Origin of the sequence: Agrobacterium sp. GD03872 (genome assembly GCF_029840625.1) — a bacterium.
Classification (GTDB): domain Bacteria; phylum Pseudomonadota; class Alphaproteobacteria; order Rhizobiales; family Rhizobiaceae; genus Agrobacterium; species Agrobacterium fabrum_A.
Genome location: NZ_JAOCCY010000003.1, coordinates 317,362 through 343,443, shown reverse-complemented (window position 1 = coordinate 343,443; position 26,082 = coordinate 317,362). Strand labels below are relative to the sequence as shown.

The 26,082-nt window shown below is 60.4% G+C and carries 42 protein-coding genes; 1 reads left to right on the top strand and 41 read right to left on the bottom strand.

Annotation, left to right across the window (positions count from 1 at the left end; all coding sequences use genetic code 11):
• Positions 1-8 precede the first annotated feature (8 nt).
• The 40 genes from N5D22_RS09305 to N5D22_RS09110 all read right to left on the bottom strand — a co-directional run bounded on the left by N5D22_RS09305 (position 9) and on the right by N5D22_RS09110 (position 24,170).
• A complete protein-coding gene (locus N5D22_RS09305) occupies positions 9-560 on the bottom strand; it encodes a phage baseplate protein (protein ID WP_271045422.1) in 552 nt (183 codons plus the stop codon).
• Complete coding sequence (locus N5D22_RS09300; RefSeq protein ID WP_271045423.1) at positions 553-1,074, bottom strand: hypothetical protein; 522 nt, start codon at positions 1,072-1,074, stop codon at positions 553-555. Before N5D22_RS09300 ends, N5D22_RS09305 begins: the two co-directional genes overlap by 8 nt.
• Positions 1,071-1,559: a phage virion morphogenesis protein gene (locus tag N5D22_RS09295; protein ID WP_269699224.1), complete on the bottom strand. Its 489-nt coding sequence runs from the start codon at positions 1,557-1,559 to the stop codon at positions 1,071-1,073. The genes N5D22_RS09300 and N5D22_RS09295 overlap by 4 nt, the downstream gene beginning before the upstream one ends.
• A complete protein-coding gene (locus N5D22_RS09290) occupies positions 1,556-1,975 on the bottom strand; it encodes a DUF1320 domain-containing protein (RefSeq protein ID WP_052817227.1) in 420 nt (139 codons plus the stop codon). Before N5D22_RS09290 ends, N5D22_RS09295 begins: the two co-directional genes overlap by 4 nt.
• 72 nt (positions 1,976-2,047) lie before the next feature.
• Positions 2,048-2,431 carry a hypothetical protein gene (locus N5D22_RS09285; RefSeq protein WP_271045424.1) on the bottom strand — a complete coding sequence of 128 codons (384 nt, stop codon included), beginning with the start codon at positions 2,429-2,431 and terminating at the stop codon, positions 2,048-2,050.
• Positions 2,432-2,501: 70 nt separating this feature from the next.
• Positions 2,502-3,479 (bottom strand): capsid protein, encoded by a 978-nt coding sequence (locus tag N5D22_RS09280; RefSeq protein WP_271045425.1) that lies wholly within the window; start codon positions 3,477-3,479, stop codon positions 2,502-2,504.
• Between the two features lie 17 nt (positions 3,480-3,496).
• Positions 3,497-3,877 (bottom strand): hypothetical protein, encoded by a 381-nt coding sequence (locus tag N5D22_RS09275; RefSeq protein WP_271045426.1) that lies wholly within the window; start codon positions 3,875-3,877, stop codon positions 3,497-3,499.
• Positions 3,874-4,971 carry a phage protease gene (locus tag N5D22_RS09270; RefSeq protein WP_279656148.1) on the bottom strand — a complete coding sequence of 366 codons (1,098 nt, stop codon included), beginning with the start codon at positions 4,969-4,971 and terminating at the stop codon, positions 3,874-3,876. Before N5D22_RS09270 ends, N5D22_RS09275 begins: the two co-directional genes overlap by 4 nt.
• A gap of 335 nt (positions 4,972-5,306) precedes the next feature.
• Complete coding sequence (locus N5D22_RS09265; protein WP_279656147.1) at positions 5,307-6,524, bottom strand: phage minor head protein; 1,218 nt, start codon at positions 6,522-6,524, stop codon at positions 5,307-5,309.
• Positions 6,511-8,130: a DUF935 domain-containing protein gene (locus tag N5D22_RS09260; RefSeq protein WP_279656146.1), complete on the bottom strand. Its 1,620-nt coding sequence runs from the start codon at positions 8,128-8,130 to the stop codon at positions 6,511-6,513. The genes N5D22_RS09265 and N5D22_RS09260 overlap by 14 nt, the downstream gene beginning before the upstream one ends.
• The gene (locus N5D22_RS09255; protein WP_279656416.1) at positions 8,130-9,656 is read right to left on the bottom strand and encodes a hypothetical protein; all 1,527 of its coding nucleotides are present in this window, start codon (positions 9,654-9,656) and stop codon (positions 8,130-8,132) included. The genes N5D22_RS09260 and N5D22_RS09255 overlap by 1 nt, the downstream gene beginning before the upstream one ends.
• A gap of 130 nt (positions 9,657-9,786) precedes the next feature.
• Positions 9,787-9,969 carry a hypothetical protein gene (locus N5D22_RS09250; RefSeq protein WP_271045430.1) on the bottom strand — a complete coding sequence of 61 codons (183 nt, stop codon included), beginning with the start codon at positions 9,967-9,969 and terminating at the stop codon, positions 9,787-9,789.
• The gene (locus N5D22_RS09245; protein WP_269699217.1) at positions 9,966-10,601 is read right to left on the bottom strand and encodes a DUF3486 family protein; all 636 of its coding nucleotides are present in this window, start codon (positions 10,599-10,601) and stop codon (positions 9,966-9,968) included. Before N5D22_RS09245 ends, N5D22_RS09250 begins: the two co-directional genes overlap by 4 nt.
• A complete protein-coding gene (locus tag N5D22_RS09240) occupies positions 10,598-10,912 on the bottom strand; it encodes a hypothetical protein (RefSeq protein WP_052817246.1) in 315 nt (104 codons plus the stop codon). Before N5D22_RS09240 ends, N5D22_RS09245 begins: the two co-directional genes overlap by 4 nt.
• Positions 10,905-11,297: a DUF2730 family protein gene (locus N5D22_RS09235; protein ID WP_052817249.1), complete on the bottom strand. Its 393-nt coding sequence runs from the start codon at positions 11,295-11,297 to the stop codon at positions 10,905-10,907. The genes N5D22_RS09240 and N5D22_RS09235 overlap by 8 nt, the downstream gene beginning before the upstream one ends.
• On the bottom strand, positions 11,294-11,512 hold the full coding sequence (locus N5D22_RS09230) for a TraR/DksA C4-type zinc finger protein (protein ID WP_052817252.1): 219 nt from the start codon (positions 11,510-11,512) through the stop codon (positions 11,294-11,296). The genes N5D22_RS09235 and N5D22_RS09230 overlap by 4 nt, the downstream gene beginning before the upstream one ends.
• Positions 11,509-12,042, bottom strand: coding sequence for a hypothetical protein (locus N5D22_RS09225; protein WP_279656145.1), 534 nt, complete (start codon positions 12,040-12,042; stop codon positions 11,509-11,511). Before N5D22_RS09225 ends, N5D22_RS09230 begins: the two co-directional genes overlap by 4 nt.
• A gap of 1 nt (position 12,043) precedes the next feature.
• The gene (locus tag N5D22_RS09220; RefSeq protein ID WP_279656144.1) at positions 12,044-13,012 is read right to left on the bottom strand and encodes a peptidoglycan-binding protein; all 969 of its coding nucleotides are present in this window, start codon (positions 13,010-13,012) and stop codon (positions 12,044-12,046) included.
• A 99-nt stretch (positions 13,013-13,111) separates the two neighbouring features.
• Positions 13,112-13,504, bottom strand: a complete 393-nt coding sequence (locus tag N5D22_RS09215; protein ID WP_279656143.1) for a helix-turn-helix domain-containing protein — start codon at positions 13,502-13,504, stop codon at positions 13,112-13,114.
• Positions 13,494-13,709, bottom strand: a complete 216-nt coding sequence (locus N5D22_RS09210; protein ID WP_279656142.1) for a hypothetical protein — start codon at positions 13,707-13,709, stop codon at positions 13,494-13,496. The genes N5D22_RS09215 and N5D22_RS09210 overlap by 11 nt, the downstream gene beginning before the upstream one ends.
• Positions 13,706-14,155 carry an ASCH domain-containing protein gene (locus N5D22_RS09205; protein ID WP_279656415.1) on the bottom strand — a complete coding sequence of 150 codons (450 nt, stop codon included), beginning with the start codon at positions 14,153-14,155 and terminating at the stop codon, positions 13,706-13,708. The genes N5D22_RS09210 and N5D22_RS09205 overlap by 4 nt, the downstream gene beginning before the upstream one ends.
• Positions 14,155-14,805 (bottom strand): regulatory protein GemA, encoded by a 651-nt coding sequence (locus N5D22_RS09200; protein WP_279656141.1) that lies wholly within the window; start codon positions 14,803-14,805, stop codon positions 14,155-14,157. Before N5D22_RS09200 ends, N5D22_RS09205 begins: the two co-directional genes overlap by 1 nt.
• Positions 14,802-15,380, bottom strand: coding sequence for an MT-A70 family methyltransferase (locus tag N5D22_RS09195; RefSeq protein ID WP_052817269.1), 579 nt, complete (start codon positions 15,378-15,380; stop codon positions 14,802-14,804). The genes N5D22_RS09200 and N5D22_RS09195 overlap by 4 nt, the downstream gene beginning before the upstream one ends.
• Positions 15,377-15,625, bottom strand: a complete 249-nt coding sequence (locus N5D22_RS09190; RefSeq protein WP_279656140.1) for a hypothetical protein — start codon at positions 15,623-15,625, stop codon at positions 15,377-15,379. Before N5D22_RS09190 ends, N5D22_RS09195 begins: the two co-directional genes overlap by 4 nt.
• Positions 15,622-15,873 carry a hypothetical protein gene (locus N5D22_RS09185; RefSeq protein WP_279656139.1) on the bottom strand — a complete coding sequence of 84 codons (252 nt, stop codon included), beginning with the start codon at positions 15,871-15,873 and terminating at the stop codon, positions 15,622-15,624. Before N5D22_RS09185 ends, N5D22_RS09190 begins: the two co-directional genes overlap by 4 nt.
• The gene (locus N5D22_RS09180) at positions 15,870-16,169 is read right to left on the bottom strand and encodes a hypothetical protein (protein ID WP_279656138.1); all 300 of its coding nucleotides are present in this window, start codon (positions 16,167-16,169) and stop codon (positions 15,870-15,872) included. The genes N5D22_RS09185 and N5D22_RS09180 overlap by 4 nt, the downstream gene beginning before the upstream one ends.
• The gene (locus tag N5D22_RS09175; RefSeq protein ID WP_279656137.1) at positions 16,162-16,425 is read right to left on the bottom strand and encodes a hypothetical protein; all 264 of its coding nucleotides are present in this window, start codon (positions 16,423-16,425) and stop codon (positions 16,162-16,164) included. The genes N5D22_RS09180 and N5D22_RS09175 overlap by 8 nt, the downstream gene beginning before the upstream one ends.
• On the bottom strand, positions 16,422-16,766 hold the full coding sequence (locus N5D22_RS09170; RefSeq protein ID WP_279656136.1) for a hypothetical protein: 345 nt from the start codon (positions 16,764-16,766) through the stop codon (positions 16,422-16,424). Before N5D22_RS09170 ends, N5D22_RS09175 begins: the two co-directional genes overlap by 4 nt.
• 112 nt (positions 16,767-16,878) lie before the next feature.
• Positions 16,879-17,088, bottom strand: a complete 210-nt coding sequence (locus tag N5D22_RS09165; RefSeq protein ID WP_279656135.1) for a hypothetical protein — start codon at positions 17,086-17,088, stop codon at positions 16,879-16,881.
• The gene (locus N5D22_RS09160; RefSeq protein WP_279656134.1) at positions 17,085-17,363 is read right to left on the bottom strand and encodes a hypothetical protein; all 279 of its coding nucleotides are present in this window, start codon (positions 17,361-17,363) and stop codon (positions 17,085-17,087) included. The genes N5D22_RS09165 and N5D22_RS09160 overlap by 4 nt, the downstream gene beginning before the upstream one ends.
• Before the next feature lie 10 nt (positions 17,364-17,373).
• Positions 17,374-17,901, bottom strand: a complete 528-nt coding sequence (locus N5D22_RS09155) for a host-nuclease inhibitor Gam family protein (protein ID WP_279656133.1) — start codon at positions 17,899-17,901, stop codon at positions 17,374-17,376.
• A 62-nt stretch (positions 17,902-17,963) separates the two neighbouring features.
• Positions 17,964-18,254 carry a hypothetical protein gene (locus N5D22_RS09150; protein WP_279656132.1) on the bottom strand — a complete coding sequence of 97 codons (291 nt, stop codon included), beginning with the start codon at positions 18,252-18,254 and terminating at the stop codon, positions 17,964-17,966.
• On the bottom strand, positions 18,241-18,639 hold the full coding sequence (locus N5D22_RS09145) for a transcriptional regulator (RefSeq protein ID WP_279656131.1): 399 nt from the start codon (positions 18,637-18,639) through the stop codon (positions 18,241-18,243). Before N5D22_RS09145 ends, N5D22_RS09150 begins: the two co-directional genes overlap by 14 nt.
• Positions 18,636-19,271 (bottom strand): hypothetical protein, encoded by a 636-nt coding sequence (locus N5D22_RS09140; protein WP_279656130.1) that lies wholly within the window; start codon positions 19,269-19,271, stop codon positions 18,636-18,638. The genes N5D22_RS09145 and N5D22_RS09140 overlap by 4 nt, the downstream gene beginning before the upstream one ends.
• Positions 19,271-20,029, bottom strand: a complete 759-nt coding sequence (locus N5D22_RS09135) for an ATP-binding protein (protein ID WP_279656129.1) — start codon at positions 20,027-20,029, stop codon at positions 19,271-19,273. The genes N5D22_RS09140 and N5D22_RS09135 overlap by 1 nt, the downstream gene beginning before the upstream one ends.
• Before the next feature lie 62 nt (positions 20,030-20,091).
• Positions 20,092-22,341: a DDE-type integrase/transposase/recombinase gene (locus N5D22_RS09130; RefSeq protein ID WP_279656128.1), complete on the bottom strand. Its 2,250-nt coding sequence runs from the start codon at positions 22,339-22,341 to the stop codon at positions 20,092-20,094.
• A complete protein-coding gene (locus tag N5D22_RS09125; RefSeq protein ID WP_169692095.1) occupies positions 22,338-22,511 on the bottom strand; it encodes a hypothetical protein in 174 nt (57 codons plus the stop codon). Before N5D22_RS09125 ends, N5D22_RS09130 begins: the two co-directional genes overlap by 4 nt.
• Positions 22,508-22,972 carry a hypothetical protein gene (locus N5D22_RS09120; protein WP_271045445.1) on the bottom strand — a complete coding sequence of 155 codons (465 nt, stop codon included), beginning with the start codon at positions 22,970-22,972 and terminating at the stop codon, positions 22,508-22,510. Before N5D22_RS09120 ends, N5D22_RS09125 begins: the two co-directional genes overlap by 4 nt.
• Positions 22,969-23,820: a ParB N-terminal domain-containing protein gene (locus N5D22_RS09115; protein ID WP_271045446.1), complete on the bottom strand. Its 852-nt coding sequence runs from the start codon at positions 23,818-23,820 to the stop codon at positions 22,969-22,971. The genes N5D22_RS09120 and N5D22_RS09115 overlap by 4 nt, the downstream gene beginning before the upstream one ends.
• Before the next feature lie 47 nt (positions 23,821-23,867).
• Positions 23,868-24,170, bottom strand: a complete 303-nt coding sequence (locus N5D22_RS09110) for a helix-turn-helix domain-containing protein (protein WP_271045447.1) — start codon at positions 24,168-24,170, stop codon at positions 23,868-23,870.
• Between the two features lie 180 nt (positions 24,171-24,350).
• Here N5D22_RS09110 and N5D22_RS09105 point away from each other — a divergent pair, with 180 nt between their 5' ends.
• The gene (locus N5D22_RS09105) at positions 24,351-25,070 is read left to right on the top strand and encodes a helix-turn-helix transcriptional regulator (RefSeq protein WP_271045448.1); all 720 of its coding nucleotides are present in this window, start codon (positions 24,351-24,353) and stop codon (positions 25,068-25,070) included.
• 205 nt (positions 25,071-25,275) lie between these two features.
• Here N5D22_RS09105 and N5D22_RS09100 read toward each other — a convergent pair whose 3' ends face one another.
• Positions 25,276-26,061 carry an SDR family oxidoreductase gene (locus N5D22_RS09100; RefSeq protein WP_279656127.1) on the bottom strand — a complete coding sequence of 262 codons (786 nt, stop codon included), beginning with the start codon at positions 26,059-26,061 and terminating at the stop codon, positions 25,276-25,278.
• Positions 26,062-26,082: the final 21 nt, after the last annotated feature.

Below are 26,082 nucleotides of genomic sequence, written 5' to 3'. Positions count from 1 at the left end.
AAGCTCCTTTATTCGTTCGGTTCGTAGGTGTTTTCGCCGCCCCTGCGGATGCCGCCGTGGTTGTGGCTATCGCCGACATTCTTTTCGTTGTGGCGCAGGCGGGCCGAAAGGGCGTGAATGGTGTCTTGCGAAAGCGTGATGCTGGAGCCGCCATGCGAAAGCTTCAGGCCCTCGGCCGTCATGCGGATCGCGGACCCGGCATAGGTGATTGCCAGCTCCTTCGGCGTCCCGGCCGGGTTCTGTGCGTCGTCGGTGTGGCTGTCGCGGATCGCGAGCGATTGACTGCCGATCTCGCCGTTTGGCGAAAACAGCCGCATGGGATCGCCGATCGCGACGGGCATGTTGGTACCGGTGGCTCCGGCCGCCTCCTGCACCTGCACCCATGGCGACAGGAACGGTTTGCCGTTGGCACCGACCGCCGCCAGTTCCAGCCGCACGCGGCTGCCGTCGATCTCGGCGACACGGCCGGTCATCTGCGATGCCACGAGGCGGCGATTGAGATCGTCAATATTCTTGTAGATGCCGCGAAACTCGCGAACGATGATATCGGCATCAGACATGACCGGCCTCCGGCATATCGAGCTGCTCGCCGTTCACCTCGAATTCGGAGATGACGACGCCGTCAGGACCGAACAGCCCGTCGCCGAGCTGGCGGAGCGTCTGGTTCCACTCGACCGACATGACGCCGACGCCGCGCTGTTTCACGGCTGCCGAAATGATAGGCTGGATGACGACAGAAGACGGCGCGGTGAGCTTCGTCATTCCCCAGAGCTGGCCCGGATGAAGAAGCGTGCCGATCGCCTCGGCAATGTTCCAGCCGTCTTCCTCGCGCTTGGAACCTTCGGTGATGACAAAGGCGACCATGTTCAATGCGGCCTCGGCCTGTCCGTTCGGTTGCCATGCCAGCGGGCTGCGCAGGATCGCAAGGCGCACGCCCGGTGCACGGATCATTTCGCGCTCCAGCTCCGACAGGTCGAAGCGACCGAACTGCGCCTCACACGATTTGATGTTCGGCAGGATGCGCTTGATCTCAATCAGAACCGATTCACGGAAGGTGATAAGACGGCCGCTCATCGCTGCACCAGTCTGGAAAGCCAGTCCTCTGTGGTTTCCACCATTTCGTTCTGGTTGGCGACGGACATGCCGAGATACGGCCGGGCGGGCATTTCGACCTGTTTGACCACGGCGAAATTGACAAAGCCGCCGGAGACCCACCAGAACTTCAGCGCACTGCCGTTCTTGGGCTTGATGATGCCGCCGAGCTGGTGGATACGGGCATAGACCAGACCGGAGCCGATCATGATGGTGGTGGCGTCGGCGATATAGTCGATCGAGCGGGAAAGAGCGCCTGAAGCAAACAGGATGCTGGTTCCCTGATTATTGCGAACCCACGGCGTTCCGTCCGGCTCGGTCTTTTCGACCTCGATACGGTGACGTATCTGGCCCTGCACGAGACGGCCGATGCCTTCGTTCAATTCGCCGAGCGGCGCGTTCTCAATCCCATCAAGGGTGAGAATCGCCTCCTCGTAACCGACAAGTTCCGTGACGATACCGCTCATGGCAGGCGATCCCGCCCGAACAGACGAGGCCCGGAATAGAATGCAGCGCCACTGGATGACAGGCCGTCATCGGTCGGCACCTTCGGTTCGTCAGCGCCGAGACCCGCCTTGCCATCGGCAATGCGCTTCAGCAGCTCGACGGCCTGCTTGTAGCGGTCCTCGATCGTGGTGGTGAGACTGGTGTGGCGGATCGCCAGATAATAGACGGCAATGTTCACGCAGGGCATGACGAGCGCCTGCGGCGTGCCGGGAATGGGCGTGGCATAACGGGCAGAAAGATGGGTGTCGATTTCGCCGCTGGCCTGTTCGACGGCGCGGGCGATGGCAACCTCGGCGTCCACGTCCTCGCGAATAAGGTCCGCGATGAACTCGGAACCCCACAAATCCTCGATATTGGTGCGACTTGCATATGCCATGGAAGAAACCCGTTGAAGATGCCCCCGCAGCCGGATTGCTGAGGGAGCTGGTCGCGCCGCTTGGGAGGCGGATCAGATAGCGCCGAGCGCCCTGAAGGTGGCGAGATCGGCCTCGTCCACGTCGCCGGGCAGGTGTTCGCCCGGTGCGTATGTCTTGCCGGGCAGGCGGATTTCCTGTTTGGCCTTTGGGCCGGGCGTGGCGGCAATAGCTGCGGCTTTCGCCTCCGCCTCGGCTTTGGCCTTTTCCTCGGCCTCGGCTTTTTCCTTCGCTTCAGCGTCGGCCTTCGCCTTTGCGTCGGCTTCCGCTTTGGCTTTCGCGGCAGCTTCCGCCTTGGCCTTTTCCTCGGCCTCGGCCTTTTTCTTCGCTTCCGCCTCGGCCTTCGCCTTTGCGTCGGCCTCCGCCTTGGCTTTGGCAGCGGCTTCAGCTTTGGCCTTTTCTTCTTCGGGAGTTCCCATGTCACTGTCTCCGGTCGGGTTGCACGACCGGCCCCGCAGGGCCGATGATGGTTTCAGGGGAGAAGGCCGATCAGGCGACGGCGTTCTGGATCAGGTAGCCGACGCTCTTGGCGCAGACGAGTTCGCGGACCTTTTCGCCGACACGCACGCGCTTGCCGCCTTCGAGGCCGATATCCTTGTCCTCGATCGAACCGGCGATGCGCTTGCCGTTGGCGGCGGTGAAGCCCCACGTGATGACCGAGCCATCCGCCTGCTTTTTCGTCGGATCGATGTAGAGCAGTGAGACCGACTTGCCCCAGACGCGGCTGAGGTTCACCTGCTGACCCTTGCGGGAGAGGTTCACCTGGGCGACACCGATCAGCAGGTTCTTGACGTCGATTTCGAAGAGTTCGGCAAACTGCTGTTTGGTGATGGCGCCATCTTCGGTCAGGCCGCCCTTGACGGCCTTGATCAGCTTCGGATGCCGCTTGATCTTCGACCATGCGGGCTGGCCCATGACGATGGTGTTCGGGCGATAGACCAGCGTCTTGTCCATGCCCTCATCAATCACGGCATAAGGATCGGAGTTGGCGAAGTCGGAAAACTGCTGGTTCCCGGCCAGAACCAGACGGCGGGCAGCGTCATAGTTGTCCGGGTTCTGAACCACGGAGGCAGCACGCACCTCGCGGCCGAGCTGGACAAGGTTGGTGAGACCTTCCGTCGCCAGCGCCTCGGGATCGATCGTGGACCGCTTCTCCCGCCGGGCCTTCTCGGCCTCCTTGATATCCGAATAGGGAATAGGATCATCAAGGCCGAAATTGCGGACGCTGCTGTCGCGCTCCTCGCCGGTGAACTCAATGCGGCCGGGCTGGCCGGTGCGGCCGACTTCCAGCTCCGGCACGGTGAAGGCTTCGCCGAGCGGGAACTCGGTCCATTTGAAGGTGTCGCCGAGGACATCGACTTCCGGCAGCACGCGGTCATAGATCAGCGTGGCGGCCGGATTGCGATATCCGATGGAGATCGCCGTCAGCGTCGGCGAGACCGGAAAGGGTCTATTGGTGGTGTTCACTTAAAGCGTCCTCGAAGTTAGGCGGGCGTGGAAAGAACGCCGGGCGCGACCTGATAGGGAATGACATCGTCGGCAGAGCCGTCCGACATCGCGAAGCCGATGATGCGCACCACGGACCCGGCAACCGGCACGGCCTTGACGGCCTTGGCGTCGGCATTGGAGGTCAGCGGGTCACCAAAGGAGACGTTGCCGCCGCAGCGAACCTCGGACCAACCGGCCTGATCGACATCAAGGATGCCTTCAGCCGGAGCACCGAGCATGGTGGCTGCGCCGATCAGCGGGTCGGTTGGAGCCGCCGCTGCGGCGACCTTGCCTTCGGCTGCAGCCTTGACGATGAGATAGCCGGCGATCGCGGCGAGGCCGACGCGGAAAGACTTGATGAGAATGGGCGTCGTCATTTCGTCTTCGTCTCCTCGACATGGCGGACGGCCTCGGAGATCGAGACGCTGATGCCGAGTGCGGCCTGATCGTCCTGATACTTGCGGGCAAGCGATGCGATCACGACAGGGTCGCGGTCATCTTCAGCGGTCCGGGTGTTGACGTTGCGATTGTCCAGATCGGACGGTGCGCAGATGACCGGCAGGGTCGCGGCAAGAGCCGTGAACCGCTCCAGCCCGCCTTTTTCGGCGCACATTGCCCGATAGCCGTCACGGGATGCCGGGGTGATTTTCCCGGCCGCGATCTCGGCATCGAGGGCGGCGTCGATCTCGCGATCGGCGTCCTTCTTCTGGAGCGCGGCAAGTGCCGTGCGGGTCTGGTCCAGATCGGTCTTCAGGGCCGCGACCTCGGCGACAGACGTATTCGACTTGACGGACGCAAGCGCCGTTTCGGTCTCTGTCTGCAGCTTGGTGACGGCGGCGGTGATCGCCTCGGCTGGTGCGCCGGTCTCGATCTTGAGCAGGCCGCACAGGGCGGAACGCTCATCCTGACGCGCAGTCAGTGCCGCAAGGATCGCCTTTTCATCGGCATCCTCCGCAAGACCGAGCGCCTTGGCAATTGCCTTGGACATCGGTGGATTTTCCTTTTCTTCAGGTGAGACACGGCTCAAAGCCGTCATGACCAGTGCGGGCCGGTTTACGAGGCCAGCACCGTTGAGGCGCAAAATCAGGCCATCAATCGTGTGATCGAAATCGGGAGACAGGAAACGGTATTCCTTGTCGATGATTGCCGCAGATGCCTTGGGCGTCCAATCGACCTTGCCCCAGACACCGCCGTCGCGCTCCTCGACAAGCACGATCCAGCCAGCAGCCGGAGCGGCAATGCCCTGCGGTGCGAGATGGGCCTGACCATGCTCATAGTCGATCGCGAGCGGGCCATCGTTGAGCTTGAAGGCTTCAACGACGATCTGCGGCTGGAGCGTCCAGTTGCGGCCGTCCCGCGCCTTGATCTCGGGACCGGCCGGAAACAGCTCGACCCATTCCGGAGGGGTCTTTCCCTTCGAAGCGGCGATTGCGGCGAGGCTGAAAATTGCGGTTGCGGTTTTTTTCGTCATGGGCGATTAATGCCCTGACGGCGGGAGACCTAAGAGACTGACACTGTCAGTGCCACGCCGATCTTTCCCAAAACCTGACCTGTGATGAAGAATACCCGAACGGCATCAAAATTGAAGCCGGATTGAAAGCCGTACAGGCGATTTCTCGGCCGGGACGAGCGATTGAGCGTTTTAGCCCGCCGTCGCGCTCTGTGGCCGTTTATTTCAATCCGGTGCTGGAGCAAAGCCCGGCTTGATAATTTCGGGGTTCGGGCGCATATTGATGACAGGCGCGAGCAAGGTTTACTTGGACGGTTTTACCGGATCAACGAGGGAGTGCCGACCCTCCGCGCCTTTCAATCCCCCTCAATCAGATTTCCAGCCCGCTTCGCCCGCTCGATAACCTTGTATGTCTCGGCGTAGCTTTTGCGATGGAAGCTGGTCAGCCACCATTCCGAACCGTTCCCGGCCGTCTTCACGGCGAGCCGCCACCAGAAGCCGTCCGATGATTTACCAAGCAGGGAAACGGCGTTGGTCGAGGCGCTGCGGATGATCGCGGCCGGATTGATGATGACCTCGATCGCCGCCTCGATATTTTCAAGATCAAGCCCGCGCTCGGCCCGCTCCTGAAGAATATGGACGAGGCTGTCCGACGACAGGCGAACAACCGAGGTGGATGCGCCAAGCGCCTCGACAGCCGGTCCCGGCATCTGCGCCACCGGCAAATAGGATTTCGGCATCTTGCCGCCTGCCATCGCCTGCAGGAGCGGAGAGCGGACAATATCGCGGATGGCGATGCGCTGCCGATCGGCGGGCATGGAGCCGAGACGCTCCTCAAGAAAGCGGGAAACATTCTGGCCGCGATACTTGCCGGGGTTGGTGTCCCAGCCCGGATCGATGCCGACCGGCACCATGCGGGTTTCACCGGTACGCTTGTTCACCCATGGCTTCTCGACCAGCGGCATGACGGGCGTGTCCTCGCGCCAGCCGAGGCGGATCGCCTCGCTGCGCGAGATCTGGCGCACACCGCACATGCAGCCCCAGCCGTTCGGCGGATAGAGGCGGTTCCATATCGGATCGTCCACCGGAGCGACAAAACCGACCCAGCCTTCATGCTCCAGCCGTTTCCGCTCGGCCGTGGACAGGGTGTAGACGAGGAAGGGCAGGAAATCCTTGTTCCGTTGCGTCCGCTCCCATTCGCCCGCCGCATGCGCCGACATGGTGTTTGCCCAATAGATGGTGCGCAGGCGGCGCGGCGAGCCGAGCTGCACGAGCTTCTCCTCGCCGGTCTCCGGGTCGATCGCCAGCGTCTTGCCCCACCAGCCCTTCTGCTGCAGCACCGGCATGAGGCTGCGCTGAAACTCCTCAAACGGCGTCTTGCCGGTGATCGCTTCGGAGATCGCAGAGCGGACATCGTCCAGAATGTCGTAACCGGCCGACTTGGCGACGGTGAAGGAAAACGCATGTTCCTCCGGCGCGATATCCCGCCAGTCGAATGTCGGCAGGCTGGCCTTGCCGTCAAAATACCGGGTGACTTCCTTCGGCGCGGTCTTGAAGATATCAGCTACGCCCATCGCCGATATCCCCCAAACCTCTGGCTTTCATCTGCAGCTTGGCAAGCCGGTCGGCGAGCGGCCCGGCATCCATCTTGGCAATCAGGTCATCGAGACCGGCCTCAAGCTGCGCATAGCTTTTCGACGTTTCAAAGAGCCTTTGAAGCGGCTTTACGAGCGGCTCAAGATCGGTTTCCCATTCCGACAGGGCATCGTCGGCAAGCGCCTCCAGTTCGGGTCGCTGGTCAGCCGCGACAGCATGAAAACCGCCGCAATGGGCGCAAGGCTGGACGCGAGCCTGTGCGCTGTCCTTCGGCTTCAGCGGGTTGTTTTTCCCCGGCGCTGGCGGCTCCTCGGGCTTCGGCAGGGCTGTGCCAGGCACAACGGTTTTGAGAAGTTTTTCATCTTCGTCCGGCTCCTCGAAACCGATGCGCTCGCGCACCTTGGACATGGAAACTTCAAGGCCGAGCGGCACCAGCGCCGTCACCGCCTCGACCAGCGCCTTGATATCCTCGTTTTCGGTGATCGGGATGACCATCGTCGGATATTTGTCACGAGGCCCGAAATTCAGGTCCACGAACGGCCGGATAAGATCGCGGTTGGCGGTCACCGCCGTCTGGCGGGCGTCGGCGCGGGCAATGTCATGACGCACATTTTCATGCACAGCCGCCTGTCCAAGCGAAGAGCCGTCATCCGTGGTCATGGTCTGGCCAAGCACGCCCTTGGAAATCTGCCGGTCGAGATATTCCGCCTTGGCCGAAAAGACGGCATTGCCGGTGCCACCCTTGGCCTCGATAAACTCGATCTCCATTTCCTTCGGGATAATGGCTGCAGCGTCCGAGCTGATGTTGCGCACCGCCGTCAGAAGCACGCGCTTCTCGGCATCCTTGGCATTGCGGCTATAGCGGCCGACGCGCAGCGGCATGCCGTAAACTTCCAGAAAGGCCATCCAGTCCTTGAGCGTATAGCTCTTGTAGAGGAATGCCCACGCCGCCAGCCGGGCGAGACCGGCGCGGATCGGCAGGCCGGACATCAGCTTCGGGCGATGAATCGAGAACTTGAAGGGCGGCAGGTCAACGCCTTCAATGCTGCTGTCCTTCAGGCGGAGCGTGCGGCCGTCGCGCTGGTCGATCAAGAAATGCCGCTGGTCGCGCCACTCATATCGTTTCGGCCACCATTCCTTGGCGCTGCGGTCCCAAATGGTCTCGACAACCGAATAGCCCTTGCCCAAGGCGTCGAGCAGGTCGGTCAGATAATCGTCCACGAACTCGGGCTGGCCGATCATTTCGCGCACGGCCTCGGCAATCTTCTCGTCCTCGGCTGAGTTCGACGCGGCGACGACAAGCGGCGTGATACCGGTCAGCGCCCGCTTGCGGGTGCCAAGCACAGCCGCATAATGCAGGTCGCGTTCCTCCATGTCGGTCGCAAGCGAAAAGAAGCGATCGGGATAACCGCGACCTGCCTGTCGCAGAACCTCGGCAAGTGCATGCGGGGTCAGGCCGCTGACAATGGTTTCCTGCCATACAGAATGAATGCCGCCCAAGGTGGGGGCGGCGAATTCATCTTCAAGGACTGTGGTCGAGATCGGGTTTCCCCACTGGTCGATGATCCGGGGTGGCGTGGCCATCAGTGAAGACCTCCATTCAATGTCGGGATAAGAGCGTCTCCGGTCGATACCGCCTCGAAGAGCTGGACGCCGTCCATGGTGTCCAGTTCATCGATCGTGGTGTAACCGAAGTATTCAAGTTCGGATCGCGATGCGAAATAGGCCAAGGCTCCGGCGATCGCGGTGTCGCCGTGACGGTTGAAACCGTTCGCGCCCTTGAAGCGATGGCCGTCCGGCACCTTGATATAGCCGCCGCTCACATAGGCGAGCGCCTGATGGTCGGCCAGAACATCGGCATCAAGCGGCAGGACGATCGTCTGGTCGCCGAATGCGGCGACATAGGCGGTCATCTCGCGGCGATACCATTGTTCGGAGAATTTCACTTCAATGATGCTGGAGCCGTATCTCTGGGTCGCTTTTTCCGCGAGATACGAACCGTTGCCACCGGCATCGAGCGCGCCCCCGGCAAGGCTTGGGATGCGATCGCAAACATAGAAAAGGATCTCGCGCTGCTGGTCGAACGGCATGTTGTGCAGCTCGACAATGAAGCGGGTGCGCCTGACGAGGTCCTGACCGATCTCCATCAACACGATCGCGGTGGCATCACCGCTGCGGGCAAAGTCCACGCCGAACACATGCTGACGGCGATGGTCGAGCCGCTCCAGAACGGCGATCAGGTTTTCCTTGCACCACTTCAGCGCCTCGGCCGTGCGGTCCTCTTCACCCCAGTTCTTGAAATCGTCGGTCTGGGCATAGCGCAGGATCGGGATATCCTTCTCCATGCGGCTTTCGATCTGGACGCGAGTGAGGGCTGCTCCTGCCTGATCGGCCGGGATCGCGTCCAGCTCCTGCCGCATGGCGCTAAGACGAACGCCGTAGGAGCCACGGATTTTCTTTTCCCATGCGTCCTGTCCCGCTTGGGTCCACTCTTCGCCCTTGAGCATGCAGACACGCCGGAAGAGGCCGTTCTTGACAGCGAGGGCGAACGGAATGTGATGGACCGAGAACGGGATTTTCCCGGCGTGCGCTTCCCGGATCAGTTCGTTGAACGGATTGAGGACGCCGTTGTGGGTCGAGATCACGCGGATTTTGCCGCCCCAGATCAGCAGCGCGTTGACGGCATCGAGGACGCCGCGCACGTCGCGGTGATAGGCGGCCTCGTCAATGCAGACAGTTCCCTGCAAACCACGGATGTTTTCCGGCCGCGACGATAGCGCCTCGACACGATAGCCCGACCGGAAGCGCACCCGGTAGGCGGCGATGTACCGCGTCGAGCCGTCCTTCAGCTCGTCTTCAAACAGGAACTCCTCGATCTGGCCGAGATCGTCAGCGATCGTCTTCGCGAACTTGGCGACATAGCCGATGAATTCGCGGCCCTTGTCCTTGGTGTCGCCGATATAGAAATAGTTCTGGCCACCGGCGCTGGGAGCCGATGACGAAATCAGGGTCGCGTCGGTCGCCTCGGCAAAGGTAATGCCGGTGCGTCGGCCCTTTTCGCCGAGCTTCAGATCGGAATCGTCCGCAAGCCACTCGGACTGATGTTTCATCAGCACGCCTTCGGCGAGCGGATCGAGATCGTCCGGTACATCCGCCCCGCGGGGCAGTTCAGGAGGCAGGTCAGCCAGACTGGCGAGAACGGTCGAGCCGTCCCACTTGCCACGCGGCAGGCCGGGCAGCTCATTCTCTGTCACGACGCACCTCCATGCAGGCAAGGCCGCTGCCCTTGCAGGGCTTGCAGATCACCTTCGGGTCATAGACGACGCTGGAGATCGTGCCGTCACGGCGACGGTTGATGCGTTTGACAGCCTGCCCGACGCCACCGCACCGGCTGCACGGCTCTGGGCGGGCAGCTTCCATCATTCCTGCGATCCTCTGGTGGTGACGGTTTCGGGTTCCGTCTTGTGTTCCGGTCGCACGCCGAGGAAGTCACGGCGCAGCTGCGCAACGCGCTCGGACGAAAGGCCCATTTCCTTCGAGACCTTGTCGATGACATTCTCGGCCTTCTTGGAAAACTCCGCTTCGACCTTCTGACGCCGGGCCGTCGAGACGCCCTGCGCACGGGTTGCCGAAAACAGGGCGTCGGCAAGAGCCTTCGCGCCCTTGGGATCGAACCCGGCCTCGCCACCCGCCGTCACCAGTTCGAACACCAGCGTCTTGATCGCCTCGGAGGCGATCAGCGTGAGATCATCGGAGGCGGCGGCATCGAACTTGCTGGCAAGCGTCGTGGCGATTTCCCGCGTCTGGTTGAGGCGCTGGGTCAGCGTTGCAAGGCGGATCGAATAGCGATTGAAGGCCGAGAATGAGGGAATGGTGAATTCCAGCTCGCCCCGGTATTCTTGGTCGAGCGCCTCAAGCTTGCCGACGAACTCCTCATAGATTTCCGTCTGCGTTCGCTCACGCTTCTGAAGTTCCTCGGCGGCCCATGCGACAACATCGGCGCAGGCTTCAGGCAACAGCTCAATGCCGGATAAACGACCGCGACCCATGGTCATTCACCCGGCTCGGAGGGGCGCAGGATGCCTTCAATAGCAATGTCGCGCTGAAGATGGCGGCGGCCACGTTTATTGAGCGTGGCAATCATGACCGTTCCGGCCTTGGTGAGCGTCACCGCATCCCGTTCCGCCAGATACTCCATCTGCTCGTGTATCCAGAGGCGTGTTTCCCGGATGGCAAAGCTCGGCATGATTTCTTCGATCATGCTGCTGTCCAAGGAACCATTCACCTGCTCGGCAAGCGCCTTCAGGATGATGAGCCGTGCACGCTCGCGGCGCATCCGCGCCCAATCCACACCGATATCAGACATTGGCCTGTCGCGCCCTTTCCAACAGCAGTTCGTTCATAGCCTCGCCGTTCGCCTTGATCGGCTTGAGGGTTTCGTTGAGGGTGTCGAGACGCCCGTTCACCTTTTCGAGCGCCAGCTCCAGCCGGTGCTGGCTTTCCCGGTCGGGCAGATATTTCATGTCGCTCTCGACCGACTGGATGCGGCGGTCGTGTTCGATCAGCTTTTTCTCGTGCGACTCGTCTTCGCTTTTCAGCGCCGCGACATCGGCCGCCTGTTGTTTTTTCAGGGCAGCGACATCTTCTGTCAGTTGCTTTTCGCCCGTGTTCATCCAGCCTTTTACGTGTCCGAAAATCGCGATGGCGGAGAGGGCAAGGCTGCAATAAAGCGCTATTTCTGCGGTGGTCATACTCGCGATCTCTCCAGCATGGTCTGGCAGACGATGCAGCGTGTGGCGGATGGCAATGCGAGGCGGCGTTCGCGGGCGATATCGCCGCCGCAATCCTCGCACTGCATGGTGCCGGGGCCGCGCAAGGTGCGGGAGGCGTCGGCGATCGCGGCCTCCCGTTCCTGTTCGGCGCGCAGTTCGGCCTGCTCAAAGGCAGCATTTCCACCGAAATTCATGGAGTGCGCTTCCAAGTCTTGACGGCCTCGACCGCCTGCTTGCCGAATTCCTTCAGCGTGTGGCCGCCCATGTAGAGGGAGATGAACCAGCCGGTCAGCGTCATCAACGTGGCGCTGTCGATCGGGTCGATATAGATGCCGAAGACGCGCAGAACCGGGAAAAGCAGAAACGCACAAATCCACAGAAAGGCGAGCAGATACATCCAGCCCCAGCGCCACGCGCTTTGCCAGAAGCCTTCGGCCTGCTCGGCCAGGAGGAGCGCGAACTGCCCCTGAAGGCCCTTTTCATAGAGGGCGATCAGCTCCGGCATATTGGCGTTGACATCGCTGACGGCATCGCCGAGTTCGGCCTGATCGACGGACGGCAACGCCTCCGGCTCGACACCGAGGCGCTCGGCAACCTGATCGACAACGGTTCCGGCCAACGTTCCGGCAAGCCCGCCGACGTGCTTTTCCAGCACGCCCTTGACGATGGGAGCGCCGACTTTCGCGGCGGCCCCGATAAGAATGGAGGTGATGGCTGCGCTCATGTCAGAAGCTCCGCAGCCAGCGCGCAAGACGCGGGGCCTTGTCGGCCACGCGCACGGCGATGATGTCACGGTACTGGTACGCCTGCCATGCGAGATAGGCGACGGCGATCACGGCGATACCGCCACCGATCCACGAGACGAGATGATCCGGTACAACGGAAGTCGGATCGGCGGGCGCTGGCGTGGTGACAGTGCTGACGGCCTGATCCCCTGCCGCGACGGTGGTGCTGGCAGCGGTCGTTACCGCACCGCTCTTTGCCTTGCGCCGGGCATCCACTTCGCGCTGCAGGGTTGACAGGGTTGCCCTGCCGATCTTGCCGTCGACCGTGAGATTGTAGGCTTTCTGGAAGCCCTCAACCGCCGATCGGAGGATTTTGCCGGTCACGATACCAGCATCAAAACCGATACTGGTGAGACCGGTTCTGACCTCCTCGATTTCCGGCGTCGTCACCGACACCACAAAAACAGCAAACCGGGCCGTGTCGGTAATGGTCACGGATGCCGCCTCGATGTCGGCGGGATATTTACCGAGCAACAGGATGTTCGCTTCTTCAGCACGGCGGCGCGTCAGGCCACGCAGCACCTTGCCGCCTGCCTTGTTCCAGAGGCCGAGGAGCTGACGGGCCTCGTCGTTTTTCCCGGCAAGGAAGGATTTCACCCAAGAGGCCTTGTGGATTGCGCCGGTGTTCCAGTCGAAAGAGACGCCCGCGTCGATCGCGAAAGGGCTGACATTCGCACCGAGCGCTTTCACCACGCGGGGCAGATAGTTGCGTCCGACAGCGAGATCGAACAGCTCATCGCATTTTTGGGAGGTAATCGTCATGCCCGCCTTGGGCGTGATGACACCGGAGGCAGCGGTCAGGCCGGGGCCGATCGTCCACACGCCGACAACGTCACGATAGGCTTTCAGGACGACGCCTTCGTGTCCGTAGATGAATTTCCGTCCTTTCGGACTGACGTTGGGAGACATAAAAAAAGCACCTTGAACGGTTCGTTGAAATCCGTTCAAATGTGCTTCAAAGGTTGTGCCGTCGCGCCCCTGACACTGTCAGTGCCAGCCTATGTTTCTTCAGAAAAGACTGCCCTGATCGTCGTCGCTGTGCTTCATGCGCTTGCGGGCGCGAAAGGCTGAGCGAACATGCATGCCAGCGGCTGCAGCAGCATCCGGGGCCGACATGCCGTCAGCCAATGCCTTGACCAATCTTAACCGCTTCGCGGCGTCCTTGGCAATCGGGACCAGAATACGGTAGCCGGAATCGCCCGCCTTGTAGAAACTGCAGATTTTGGCGGCGGCCTCCATGCCGACCAGTTCCGGCAGCCAATGGCCCGGCACGGCCTTCGCCGGAATATAGGCCACACGGCCGCCCTGCGCCTGAACGATTGCCCATGCGGCTTCCAGACCGGCAACCTCGGCGATCTCGCGCATGACCACGGGCAGATGGGCGAAACGGTCATCTTCCATGATTGATCCTGCTCGATAATCTCAGTTGTTCTTCGGTCAAGGCTTTCAGCCGCACTTCCAGCTCTAGGCGTTTGTGTGAAAATCGCGGGAGCTTGGCGGCGCGTGCCGCCAGTTCGTCCCGCTTCTCCTGAAGGACGTCTATCTCCCGCTGCTCCGGCCAGCCGAAGAGCGGCATGACTGTCGAGGGAGAGACGTCCCGGTTCATGGCGTCGGTGCCTCCGGTTGCCAACGGATCAGGACGCCGGTGAATTTCGAAACACCCGGATGATTGGCGATCCAGAACCGGCCCATCGTCTCCCGCGCCGTCCGGCCATAGAGTTTGGCCGGGTAGCTGTTGCCGAGCAGCTCGGGCGAAAAACCATCACGTCGGGCGAATGCCTCGACCTCTGTCCGGTGCAGATGCACACCGCCGATGACTATGCTGGCGACCAGCTCGTTGATCAGGTCGCTCACCACGATCTCGATCGGCACGACATGAGTGCAGACCGGATCGGTGATGATCTTGCGGCAATACTTGGTGCGCATGGCCTCGTAGAGCTGCACGCGCTCGCCCGGCCGGGCATGACGGGCGCGGTCGCCGCGCACCGTCTGGCGCTTTTGGCCGCTCTCTATCTGGCCACTGAAGAAGGATTTGAAACCGTAGGCGACCATCACGCGCTCGCCTTCGTCTTCGGTGCACGGCGGCCACGAATGAGCTTGCCATAATAATCCATGACCGTGATCCACTCCTTGTCGGTCACGGCGCGATAGGTGATCTCCTGATCGAGAATGCCGGTCACCGAAGGCCAAAAGCCGTCGCAGAGCATGGATTTCAGCATGGCGTGCTGCGCGATCGCGATCTTGTAACCGTAGCGCATGGTGTATGCTTCGCAGGGCTTGCGATCGGCCCACACCACACCGGCCTCGCGGGCGATCCAGCTTTTCAGGGCCTCGACAACCGCTCTGGCATCGTCTGCATTATTGACCCACCGGCCACTGTCGAGACCGGTCTGGCGCTTGACGAACGCCTCCAGCGCCCGGTCTTCGCGATCCTCGACAATGCCGAGATTGTAGGCTGCGATCCACAGCGACTGCATCTTCGGCACATAGCGGCCGTCGAGGCGACGGCGGCCATTGCGGCGCACTGCCTTCGGCTTGTAACCGAGGCGGCGCAGTTCCTTCACGACAGCGTCCTGTTGCTGCGCGTTCATCAGGGACAGGCGAGGTTGTCCTGTCACGCGAGAGTAGATGGCGCGCTGCGCTTCTTCCTCAGTGATACCGAGCTGGCGGAAACCGCCGAAAATCGCACGTTGAATGCTCATGCTGCTTCTCCAAATTTTCCGGTTTCATCACCCCACACCGTCCAGCCCTTGCGGTTGGTCCGGCTGAAAAGCTCAAGACGCCGGGCGTTTGGCATGAGCTTTTCAGCGTGCCGATAGCCTTCCTCGGGTTTGCGGGAGTGGCCACGGACCACACCGGCAAAGGAGGAGCGGACGGATTTCGTGGTTTTCGGCTCGCCGCGTTTTCCGATGAGGTATGGTTCGTTAGATGTGCGTAGTACGTAGCCCGGCCCAAACGCCTGCTTCCCGTTCTTGGTGATCTTTTCCCAAGAACCTGCCGTGACGAAATCGAAGCCCCAATCGGTCAAAACCTCGTAGGCCTGAAACAGCATCGGGTTGGTGGCATAGAGCCAGAGCAGGCAGTTTTCCGACGCAAGATCGAGAACGGGCATGGCCTTGATCTTATCCAGCGGCATGCACTTGTAATGAGCCTGCGCGGATTTGCCTTCGCCCTTTTCCGATCGCACTTTGTAAAGCCACGGCGGGTCGGCCATGATGAAGTCGAAAGAGAACGGCGGCAGGTCACCAAAACACCAGACATCAGGGAAAAGCCTCACTGGATCGACCCTCCGCTGTGAGGGCGGTCACCATTCTTAAGGGCATAATTGACAGTCTCCCGAAGGGTATTCGCCCAAAACTGAGCGTTACCATCAGGATCGTCCGACTGGCTGATCGCATGCGAAATGATGGAGACCATCGCGGTTATGACGTTGTCGGCGCTATGGGGCTGGATGACGCCGATGATCTTGAGGGCGATGCTGACCTGTTCATCCGTAAGACCTTGGTTTTCGACCGTGCTCATTCGCAAATCTCGCTGATTTCGGTGGTGGTGAAGGTGGCTTTGAAGACCGGCACGAAAAAGCGGACATAGACGAGCTGGACGGACCAGCCCCGGCTTTGCGCTTTTTCCCACGTCTCGCGTTTGCGGTACTTGGTTGCGATCGCCTTTTTGGCGGTAGCCCCCCAAGTGCTCGGCTGAAGCTTTCCCGATGGAGAGCAAAGCACATAGCCCTTGGTAAAGGCCGCAGGGATTTGCCGCTTGCTCGTCACTGGCGGACACCTCCGACGACGACGGTCTCGACGTGCGCCATCGGTCTGGTGGCGGCCTGCGCAAGAGCAAGAGAAACGGCGCGATCGAGCTGGTCACGGAACATCTTCCGGTGACGGCGATCGGAGATCGACGCCAGAACTTCAGCAATATTGGTGGCAAGCGCGCCACCAACTGCATTCAGGATCGGCACCTCGAACTGTTCGCCGGTCTCGATAATAGCCTTATGGATGGCGTCGGCGAGGATTTGCGACTGGCGGGCCTCTTCGGCTTTTGCCTTGGCGATAGGGTCAGTCATGGTCATCACCGTGAAAGCTGATTTGTTTCAGGGGAGCGGGAAGCGCCAACAAGGGCGCTTCCGTCTTTCTGGAGGGTGCTTTGCGAGGCGTTTTCGCTGCCTTCTGTTCGGCTTCGATCTCATCGAGCTGGTTGAGAATGCTGGCCATCTGGTAGCGATCGGCCGTCTCGATCTCGATCTTGATCGTGGACTTTCCGCCCTTGGTGGCGGCGGAGAAGGATTTCAACGTCGCGTCGGAGAAGTAGATGCTGGTCATCGCGCACCCGATTTTTTACGCAGAGGATGCAAATGGCCGAGAGCGGTTGCACCTTTGTCGGTGATGTCGCCACTGCGGTTCATGTAGCCGGAGGTAACAAGCGCCTCGGCGGCAGCATTGAGGGCGGCTCCTTGCACGAGATCATCGACCGTGCTTCCAGCGAAGGCGTTCAGAACAGTCAGTTCATACTCGCAAAGGCCAGCTTCCTGTGAATGCTCCTGCTGGATGTGCATTTTCAGGCCCTTCTGACCGCGCAGAAGCTTGCCGCAATGCGGGCAAGGATCGCCTGCGCCGCTTCGGCTCTTTTTGTGTTTGGCTGTGATGGAAACAGGCTGGCTCATTCGTGATCCCCCCGGTTGAAAATTGCCCTCATGACAGCCGGGAAGCCATGGCGGACTACGGCAACCAAGAGGATCAGGCCGATCACGTTGAACAGGGTGATGAATACCTCGCTCATGCTGCACCGCCTTTCTTCTTGGCGGCACGCAAGATGCGCCGGGCGTGGGTGGCCGACTTGCGAAGCTCATGCATGCGCTCATCCACCATGGCGATCAGCCGGGTGGCGGCAGCTGCTTCGTCCGGAAAGATGCCGAAACCGTCATCGGTAGGCGTCACGCGGAGTACGTTCGGGTCAGTCCCTACGGAGATGGCAAAGCTGGTCACGCTGCGTTCCCTTGCTCAAGAGGGACGATCGCGGCAATGGCGACATGGCCGGCAGCGTTGTTCAGCACCATGACGATGTTTGCGGCAAGCAGCGCGACGGTGTCGTCGGGCATGGCGCCAGCGGAATCGATGGTGAGAAGCTCATCACCATCTGCATCCAGCAGAACACCCATGTCCCGCTGAGAGCATGTCAAGGGAAAGGCGACGCCCAATTCGTTCATCGCCTGAATGAAGGCTTCCGGTGTGGCAGGATTTTCTACGCGAATGTTCTTCATCGGCTCGCCCTCAGTTCAACGCAGAGGTTTCGAGTTCGGCGGGTTCGATCACGAAATCCTCGCCTTCGGAGGAGATCGTCACGCCGTTGACGAGGCGGGCCTTGTCGGGATCGGCGAGCATGGCATCCTTGTTCAGTTCCTCGTGGGTGCGGATGAACGCACTCAGGCCAAGTTTCCTGAATGCCTCGATCGCGGCCTTGACGCCGCGAATGGACACCTTCGGTGGGCGGGACCGCCAGTTGATCCGGCCGTTGCCAAAATCGTGATATTTCACCTTACCGTCATTGGTCAGGGCAAGGCGGTTTGCTTCGCAGAAGGTTTGAACGCCACGCTCATGTTCGGCGAGTTCCTTCAGCATCGCAGCCGTGTCGGCCTCGAACTTTTCACCGACAAGGCGGATGGCTTCGTCAGCCAGCGCCTTCTGCGCTGCGATGGAGCGGCGCAAAACACCAATCCGGCCGACTGCAAAAATGGCGTCTTCACGGTTCTGCGGTACGCGGGAGATGGCTTTCGTTTTCGTCTTCAATGCGTTTTTCAAGGTCGTTTCCTCAGTTCTAAAAGGGAATTGGAAGGGCGCTCGAACGCCCTTCGAAGGCGGTTTCAGGAGGTGTGCGGAGAGCGCGGAAACGGCACAACGTTTGTGCCAGGACGCATCATGTGCAGGACCGTGGCGCTGGCGGGCGGAACAAGCCTGTCGAGGGCTTCCCGGCTGACCAGCTGGAAATCACGCACAAAGATTTCCAAATCTCTGGCTGTTTCCGCGCAACCGTCGAGGCACTGCACGAGCAGCTCGACCTGCTCACTGGACAGGACCACGCCGCCGTGCCGGTAGTCGGCGATCAGGTTGCGGGTTTCACGCAAACGGTCTGAAAGAAGATTAGACTGGCTCACTGTTCGTCTCCTTTATGCGGCTGTGAGAGCAATTATTCCGGCACGCCTGATACATGCGGACGGCATTGGCACTGGCGGTGCTGAAGGGGCGGCGTTGCCAGCCGAGGCAGATATCCCGGCCGATCTCCTGCAGGACCGGGCAGCGCACGGTCTCGGACATGAGCGCTCCGCGCACGAGCTGCTCGATGCGGCCGACATCGCCGGGATAGCTGTTCGAAAGAAGCTGGCTGACGGTCGAACCGGCATATCCGATGCGTTTACCGACCAGCGTCTGGTTCTCGGCGTTGCATGCCTCCGCCAGTGCGACGATCCATTCCGGGGGCTGCTCGCCCCATGCGGCTCGGGCCTTTTCCAGATTGTCGGGCTTGGGCTTCGTCGGGGTCATGGCTCGACCTCGACAGTTTCTGGCTCGCCGAAAATCTTCTCGGCGTTCGGGTCATAGACGCATTGGGTTTTCAGGAGCTTCGGCGCGACCGGGCCGGTATTCTGAACAAGTCGCCAGATCGTCGGTTCGGTGCGGGTACCCTTCTGCAGCACGATCAAATATCCGGCCCGCAGGAGGCAGGAAATATAGAGCCGGGCCGAACGCTGGTTGATTTCCAGCGTGTCGGTCGATGCATGCACCGAAATGTCGATCAGCTTGAAGCCGTTCCTGAAGAAAGGCGAGCGCATCGCATTCCAGAGCGCCTGCCGCGCCGTCATCTGGTCGGCGATCAGGGTGCCGTCGCGCTTGAACATCGGCGTGGCGGACTGGCGGGCCGCAACACGGAACAGGGCCATGCCACGCGGGTTCGTTTCGCCGGTGCGGCGGATGATCTCCGCCTTTTCCAGCATGTCGATGAAATCCGATACCTGCAGGCGGCTACGGTTGTTGGACAGGCCGAAGATATCGTCCACGCTGAAGGGCTGCTTTCGCATATCTGCGTCCATCATCAGCTTCCAGTAATGGTCGCGGCCTGTCAGGACCCGCTGGCCCTTGGCGACGGCGATCTTGAGGGCGATTGGAGTAACCCGCATTATGCGGCCTCCCTTCTGGTGGGCAGGCGCGAGCGGGAGAACAGGCCGTTGCCGCCCTCGTAGGCAGCAATGTCGATCGAGCTGACGCCCATCCTCGCTGCCGCCTCGGCAATGTTATGCAGGGAGTTGCCGACGCGCCGGACACGGCCTTCGCCTTCAGTGATGGCCTTTTCGAGCAGGCCATCCGCAATCGTCAGGTTGGGATAAAAAGTCCGGGCCAGCGAGCGGGCATCATCAAGATCGCAGGGATGCGCATATTTCGTGTCGAGAACCAGATCGCGGAAGCGGTCGCCGACATGTTCCAGCTTCTGCGGGAACAGTTCTTCGCCGATCAGCAGGACCGGCACGCCGCTGGCCTTGGCAATGCCGCGCACCAGTTCGATCAGGTTCTTTTTGATGAGCAGATCGCCTTCATCAATGATGAGCGGGCGGCGCGGATCGCGGCAAAGGAGGCCGATTACCTCGTCTTCCATGTCGGACAGCGTGCCGCGTGGCTGGTAGATGCCGAGTTCGGAGAGGATCGAGCGCAGCAGCTTGGCGCGGGTCCATGTGTCCCGGATTTCGACATAGGCTGCGCCGGTCTTGTTCTGGCAATAGAGCGCCGCTACGCTTTTGCCATAACCGGAGTAACCGGCGAGAACGCCAAGGTTGGGTTGCAGGGGATTACGGTTCTGAAGCGACCGGAGGAGATTAAGCGCCGTAGTGACGTTCTTGATCGGAGCCGTGTCGCCATTGACTTTTATCGGTTGTGTCGTCATTTTGATCCTCGTATTTATTGCAATGCAGAGGGGTCGATGGCAGTCGGCCCCTTTTTCTTGACCTAGCCGCGCAATGCGGCGTCGATCCCGAAATCCTCGAAAATGTCCCGGCGCGTCTGGTAATCGGCGCTGGCCTTGTAGCGGGCGAGCTTGCCCGCCGTGGCGTCATCGATCGCGACACCGGAGGCGATCTGCGCCTCGACGGTCTGCGACCACTTGAACATGCGTGCGCCGTCCGTCAGTGCGGCGTCCGGGTCCAGATGAATGACGGTGGAATTGCCCTTCAACTCGGCCTCGCGGACGATTGCAGCGTGGATTTCCGCCGCCTTCTCGTTAAGCGTGGCAGGCTGCGGCACCTTCGGTGCGGTCATGGCCTCCAGTGCGGCGGCAATGGCGGGCGTGCTGTGCTGCTGTTCACGCTTGGGCAACTGGATGACGTTGGCGGTCCCGGCTTCGCGCTCTGCCTTTTCTTTCTTGGCAAGGCGGATGGTGCGCTCGATACCGGACGGCCCCTTCTTCAGCTCGCGAATACCGGCCTTGATCTCGCGTTCCTTCTCACGGACCAGTTCGGAGGCAATCTGTTTCTGCGCCTTGACGTAAGCCTGCGGGTTGACGTCCGAGAGTTCCGGGCAGATGGCGACATCGAGATACCGTCCGGTTTCGCCGTCAAAGACGTACATCTTGCCCATGTCGAGCGGATCGAGGCGGCAGAACACATCGGTGCCGACCATGATGGAACCGGCGAGATAGAAGAAGCCGTCATTCTGAATGCCGCGCTTCTGCATGACGCGATGGCCATTCTTGCCAGCGACCGGCATCAGCAGCGCATCCAGCGCACGCTCGTCAACGCGGTTGATCTTCGCGAGAGACGCGGCGGCAACCTCATTCGGAGTGCGGTCTTTCAGGCCACCATGGCCGCGCTCGTGATAGACATATTCCAGCCAGTCATCGATATGGCGCTGGAGCTGCTCGGCGGTGAGTGCCACTTCGAACAGGTCTTTTTCGTCAGCGCCGAGACGCTCCGCAAACGATTTGCGACCTTCGATCGCCTTTCGATCGGCGACAGAATGGCCGATATAACCGGGCAACTGTGGACCAACCTCATGCTGGAAGGTCTTGATGACGCGCTCGACATGGCCTTTTTGTTCCGGTGAATAGGCGTCGGAAACGTCCGGCTCTATGTTGAGATCGGCAAACAGGCGCTTGATCGAAACGGCGACGAAATCACTGCCGTTGTCCGTCTTGATGATCTTCGCCACGCCCCATTTCAGGACCGCTTTGCGCATCATCAGGCCAACGGCCGAGGCACGCGGCGTTTTCGACAGGGTGATGACCAGCCGACGCGTGGCAATGTCGATGCAGGCATACAGCGAATGGCGACCGTCGATGCAGAGCGCATCGACCGGAGAGGCATCGATCATCCAGAGTGCATTCGGATCGGTGATGTGGCGATAGGTGCCGGTACCGGAAAGCTTCATGTGCGACCGGAATTTGTCCGGGTCCGTGATTTTGGTCAGGACAACCTTTTCCGAGGACTTCAACTGCGCGATGAAATGCTGGAAGGTGCGCTCCGGCGGGAGCGGCTTCAGTTCACCGTTGCGGTCGACCAGCTCCGCGCCAAAATGATCCTTGCAATAGCCCCGGATAACATCGGCCGACAGCGCCGGGTTCTTGGCGATCCAAGCCAGCACAAATGCGCGAACCTCACCTGCATTCGCGGTGTCGAGCAAGCCTTTACCCTTGCGCGCCTCCGACCGATCGACGGCCAGCTTGTCCTTTGCTCCGGCCTGTTTAGCCGAGCGCCACCGAAAAACCGAACGCTGCGAAATCTGTGGCAGGATATCTTTCACCCAAGCGTCCGCTTGGATCATGTTCATGTTCCACCGGTCGCAGAAGATGAACATGGAGGCCTGAACCGATATTGAAAGGCCCTTTGAGAAGGTCTCAAAGGCGGCGACAACAGCCAAGCGAGCATCGCGTTCGCGCCGGGCGCGATCGGTCAGCACCGCCGAGGTTGGGGCTTCCGGCTCGGCCTGCGGCTGCACAGGCTCACTGCCGACAACCATGTAGCGCTGCACATAGGTGACTTGGGCGAGCGTCGGGAACAGGCGATAGTGGTACTCCAGCCCGCCGCCAACGCTTGAGCGCGATCGGCACATAGATGGGTATGTGGACCACCCACCTGTTTTTGCGAGCTTATTCACACCTTGTTTGGTTGTGGGCATTCCCGGCAGGGCTTCTTCAGCAATCTCTTGCGCTGTCAGCCATTCCTTCAGGCGTCGGGTCTCGGAGGGAAAGGGAACCGTATTCAACGCGTTGCCCTCACGATCAGGACAAGCGCCGTGGCGACCTGCGAGAAATAGATCATTCCGAGGATGAAACAGGCGACTGCCCACAAGGCGGAAACGTCTTTTACGATCTGGCTTTTCGCGACACGGCAGACGAACTGCAGGAACGGCGCGATGCTGCTGACTTTATTCATCGGCGTGCTCTCTTCCTTACGGCGCGAGCTGCTCTCAGCGCCTCCATTTCCTTGATGTGCTCCTCAAGGAGCTGGTCCTCGATCATCTCGGCGTATTCGTCCTCGATGACGGTCAGACCGAACTCGCCCGGCACGAATCCGAGCAGTTCCTTGGCTTCGGTGGCGTGAACGAGCGCGATGAAGGCATCGAGCGGAATGCGGTGTTCGCCGCTGCCTTCCGAAGCCCATTTGTCGAGCATCGCGCTTGAGATCGTGCGGCCGAGATATTTGCTCATGGCGCTGGCGATCTCTGACCGCTGAAAACCGTCATCGCGGGCATCGCGCAGGGCGCGGGCGATGAGGCGAGAAATTCGATTGTCGAGCGGGCCGCGACCAGTCACGCCTTCCTCGTAGCGGATCGCCACCTGCGGCGGCGTCCACTCGAAAAGGTCTTTCGTGAGAGGGTCGCGGCGTTTGCTCATCGGCGAGCGGCCTTCCGATCGGCAAGCCAACGCATGACAGAAGCTTCGTTCAGGGCGAAGAATGCGTCCTGTTCGTTGGGCTTCAGCCGTGTGAAGCGGTCATTGAGCTTTTCCCATGCAGCCAAAGGATTGGCGCGGGGAACTTGGTCGATGATGGCAATGGCGTCAGCATAGTTTGTCGCTTCGCCGGAAATGAGCAGCTCTACGATACGGGCGGCGCGTTCATATGGTTGGCCAGCGATATCCAGAAGGGTCTGCTGGTTGTCGGCCAAGCCGTCATCCAGCGCGATACGCTCCCGCAGGTCGGCAGGAATACCGGCAATCTTGAGGGCGTTGAAAACATTGCGGCGGCTGATCTTGAGGAAGCGCTGCGCTGCCTCGCTGAAAGTGCCGGAGAACGCGGCGGCGGTCTCGATCGTCTCGACATCGGAGTTTAGTGCAGACTCTGCACTTAATTCCTGCTTGGGCTTGGGGCCGCGCCGGACCGGGTTTGCTGCCCGCCAGATCGCGCACCAATCGGCAACGTCGACGCTGTGTTCCAGCGCCGTCAGTTCGTGGCGATAGAGCGTTTCAGAGATTTCGGTCAGGCGGATTTGGGCTTCGTTCGCGAATTCGTCAGATTGGCGAACGATGGCGCGGATGTCGATGCCGATCGATGCGGCTGCTGCAAGGCGCTTGACGCCGAAGACGAGTCGATAGCGCCCTTCGGTTCCGGCGACGACCTCGACGGGGACGCGCTGCCCAATTTGCTGGAAACTTTCAGCCAACGCCTGAATGGCGTCGGGGGAGACTTTTTTCGCGTCAGAGGAGACGTCGATCAATTGAGGAGACAGAAGTTCAATCTGCATTTGGCACTCTGGATTGTCAGGAAAGGATGCACGGCCTGACGAAATCATCAGGCGGCGCTCTGCGCGCCGTCAGACTTCGACGACTTTTTTGCTCTGGTGTTGCAACTGCTGTTGCTGCTAGTCTTCCCCTCGTCGTGACGGCCACGTGTGTAGCTGTCAGGAAAGAGTTCGCGAAAACCGATACCGAGTGCTGACGCTATTGCTTCCGCACCGGGGCGACTTGCCCCGATCATGCCTGCTCGGCATGCACTGGCGTAAAGACCAGCATCGCGTGCGATGCCGGTTAGCGTCATGCCTCGGCGTCTGATTTCTGCGAGGATTTCGTGGCGATCCCACTTTTTGGCGGTCATGACATCTCCTTTTGTCGGGTGCCCTTGCAGGGGCAGTCGGCCGCAATGTGTTCAAACAAGAGCCTCAACTAAGGTACTCGCTTTTTGTCGGTTTGCAACGCTTATCTGCGTTTCCACTTAGGAATTAACCGATTATGAGCGGTAATGTTAAGTTGCTTTGGCATATCAATGGGTTAGTCTATGCTGACAAAGCCGATAAAAAGCGGAAACGATGTTTCCACTTTCGATAACGCGGCCACGCGAGAACGCTTATCCGTGGTGATTGACCGAATCGGCAGCTTGGTAAAAGCGGGGGAAATAGCTGGCGTGTCAGACGAGCAGATCGCGCGGTGGCGCGACGGCAAAGCCAAGCCCAATTTTTACGGCATAGCGATGCTAACTTATGCCGCTGGAAAGTCGTTGGACTGGCTTATTACTGGTGAAGAGGCCCCCGAATTGCCAACAGAGGCGCAGGGTGGCGTCATTATTCAGACCGGTGACCTACCCGGCTTCACCCTAATTCCGCGCCTCGGTGTTCATGCGTCGGCTGGCAACGGCACGATCGCGGTGACCGAGGAACCCGTTGATTTTCTTGCTTTTCAAGAAAGCTGGCTAAGGTCACGGAAGATCAATCCGAAATACGCTCGGGTCCTCACAACGCGAGGCGATTCAATGGAGCCAACGATCAGAGACGGCGATATTTTATTGGTCGATACATCGATTGATCGGATAAAAGATAATGCAATCTACGTCATAGTTTATGGCGAAATGGTTCTGGTCAAACGCGTACATGGCAGGATGAACGGTTCACTGCAGATAATAAGCGATAACCCACTTTATCCTCCTGAGGAGATCGCGCCCGGCGAGGTGGATTTGCTTAATATTGCTGGTAGGGTAATGTGGTTTGGTCGTTCCACCTAGCGGTGGCGACTACACATTACGATTTGGTGCCGCGCACCCTGCCTGCCATTTGATCTTGCGTCGTGATTTTCTTTTGAGGCCCTTTGAGACCTTCTAGACAGTGTCGCAAATGCCGCGCAAATAAAGGTTTTAACCGCAGGTTCCCGGATTTTCCCAGTTATTCCCGGTTAAAGCCTCCTCCTGCCATCTGGTATTGCGGGTTACATCAAGACATAATCAACCCACCATCGACATTGATCGTCTGGCCGGTGATATAGGCCGCGTCGTCGGAAGCCAGAAACGCCACCAGTGCGGCGACTTCGGCGGGCGTTCCGGCGCGGCGCATGGGGATGTTGCGCACCCATTCGGCCATCAGTTCGCCGGGCTTGTAGTCGCCCAGCATCTGGCCCCAGACGCGGTCGTTATAGTCCCACATTTCGGTATGGATGATGCCGGGGCAAATGGCGTTGACGGTGATGCCTTCCGGCGCCAGTTCCTTGGCAAGGCTTTGCGTCAGGCCGACGACGCCGAACTTCGAGGCGGCGTAATGCGGGGTATAGATGAAACCCTGCCGCGCCTGACCGGAGGCGGTGTTGACGAGGCGGCCCTTGGTGCCGCTTTCGCGAAAGCGGCGGATCGCCTCCTGGCAGCAGAGGAACGCGCCCTTGGTATTGACGTCGAGGTTGAGATCCCACTGTTCCTGCGTCAGCTCTTCGATCTTCGAAATGGTTATGACGCCGGCATTCTGGACGGAAATGGAAAGCGGGCCGATCGCCTCTTCGGCGGCGCCATAGGCCTCGCGCACCGCTGCCGCATCCCGAACGTCGAGGATGAGGCCATGGGTGACGGTGCCGGTTTCGTCCGCGAGTTTTTTCGCAACGTCCTGCGTGTCCTTGTCGACAGAGGCGATGGCGACTTTCGCGCCTTCCTCGGCAAAACGGCGGGCGATGCCGTAACCGATGCCCTTGTTGCCTCCGGTCACGAATACGGATTGACCTTCAAAGCGCCTCATGTCTCCTCCTTTATGGGATTT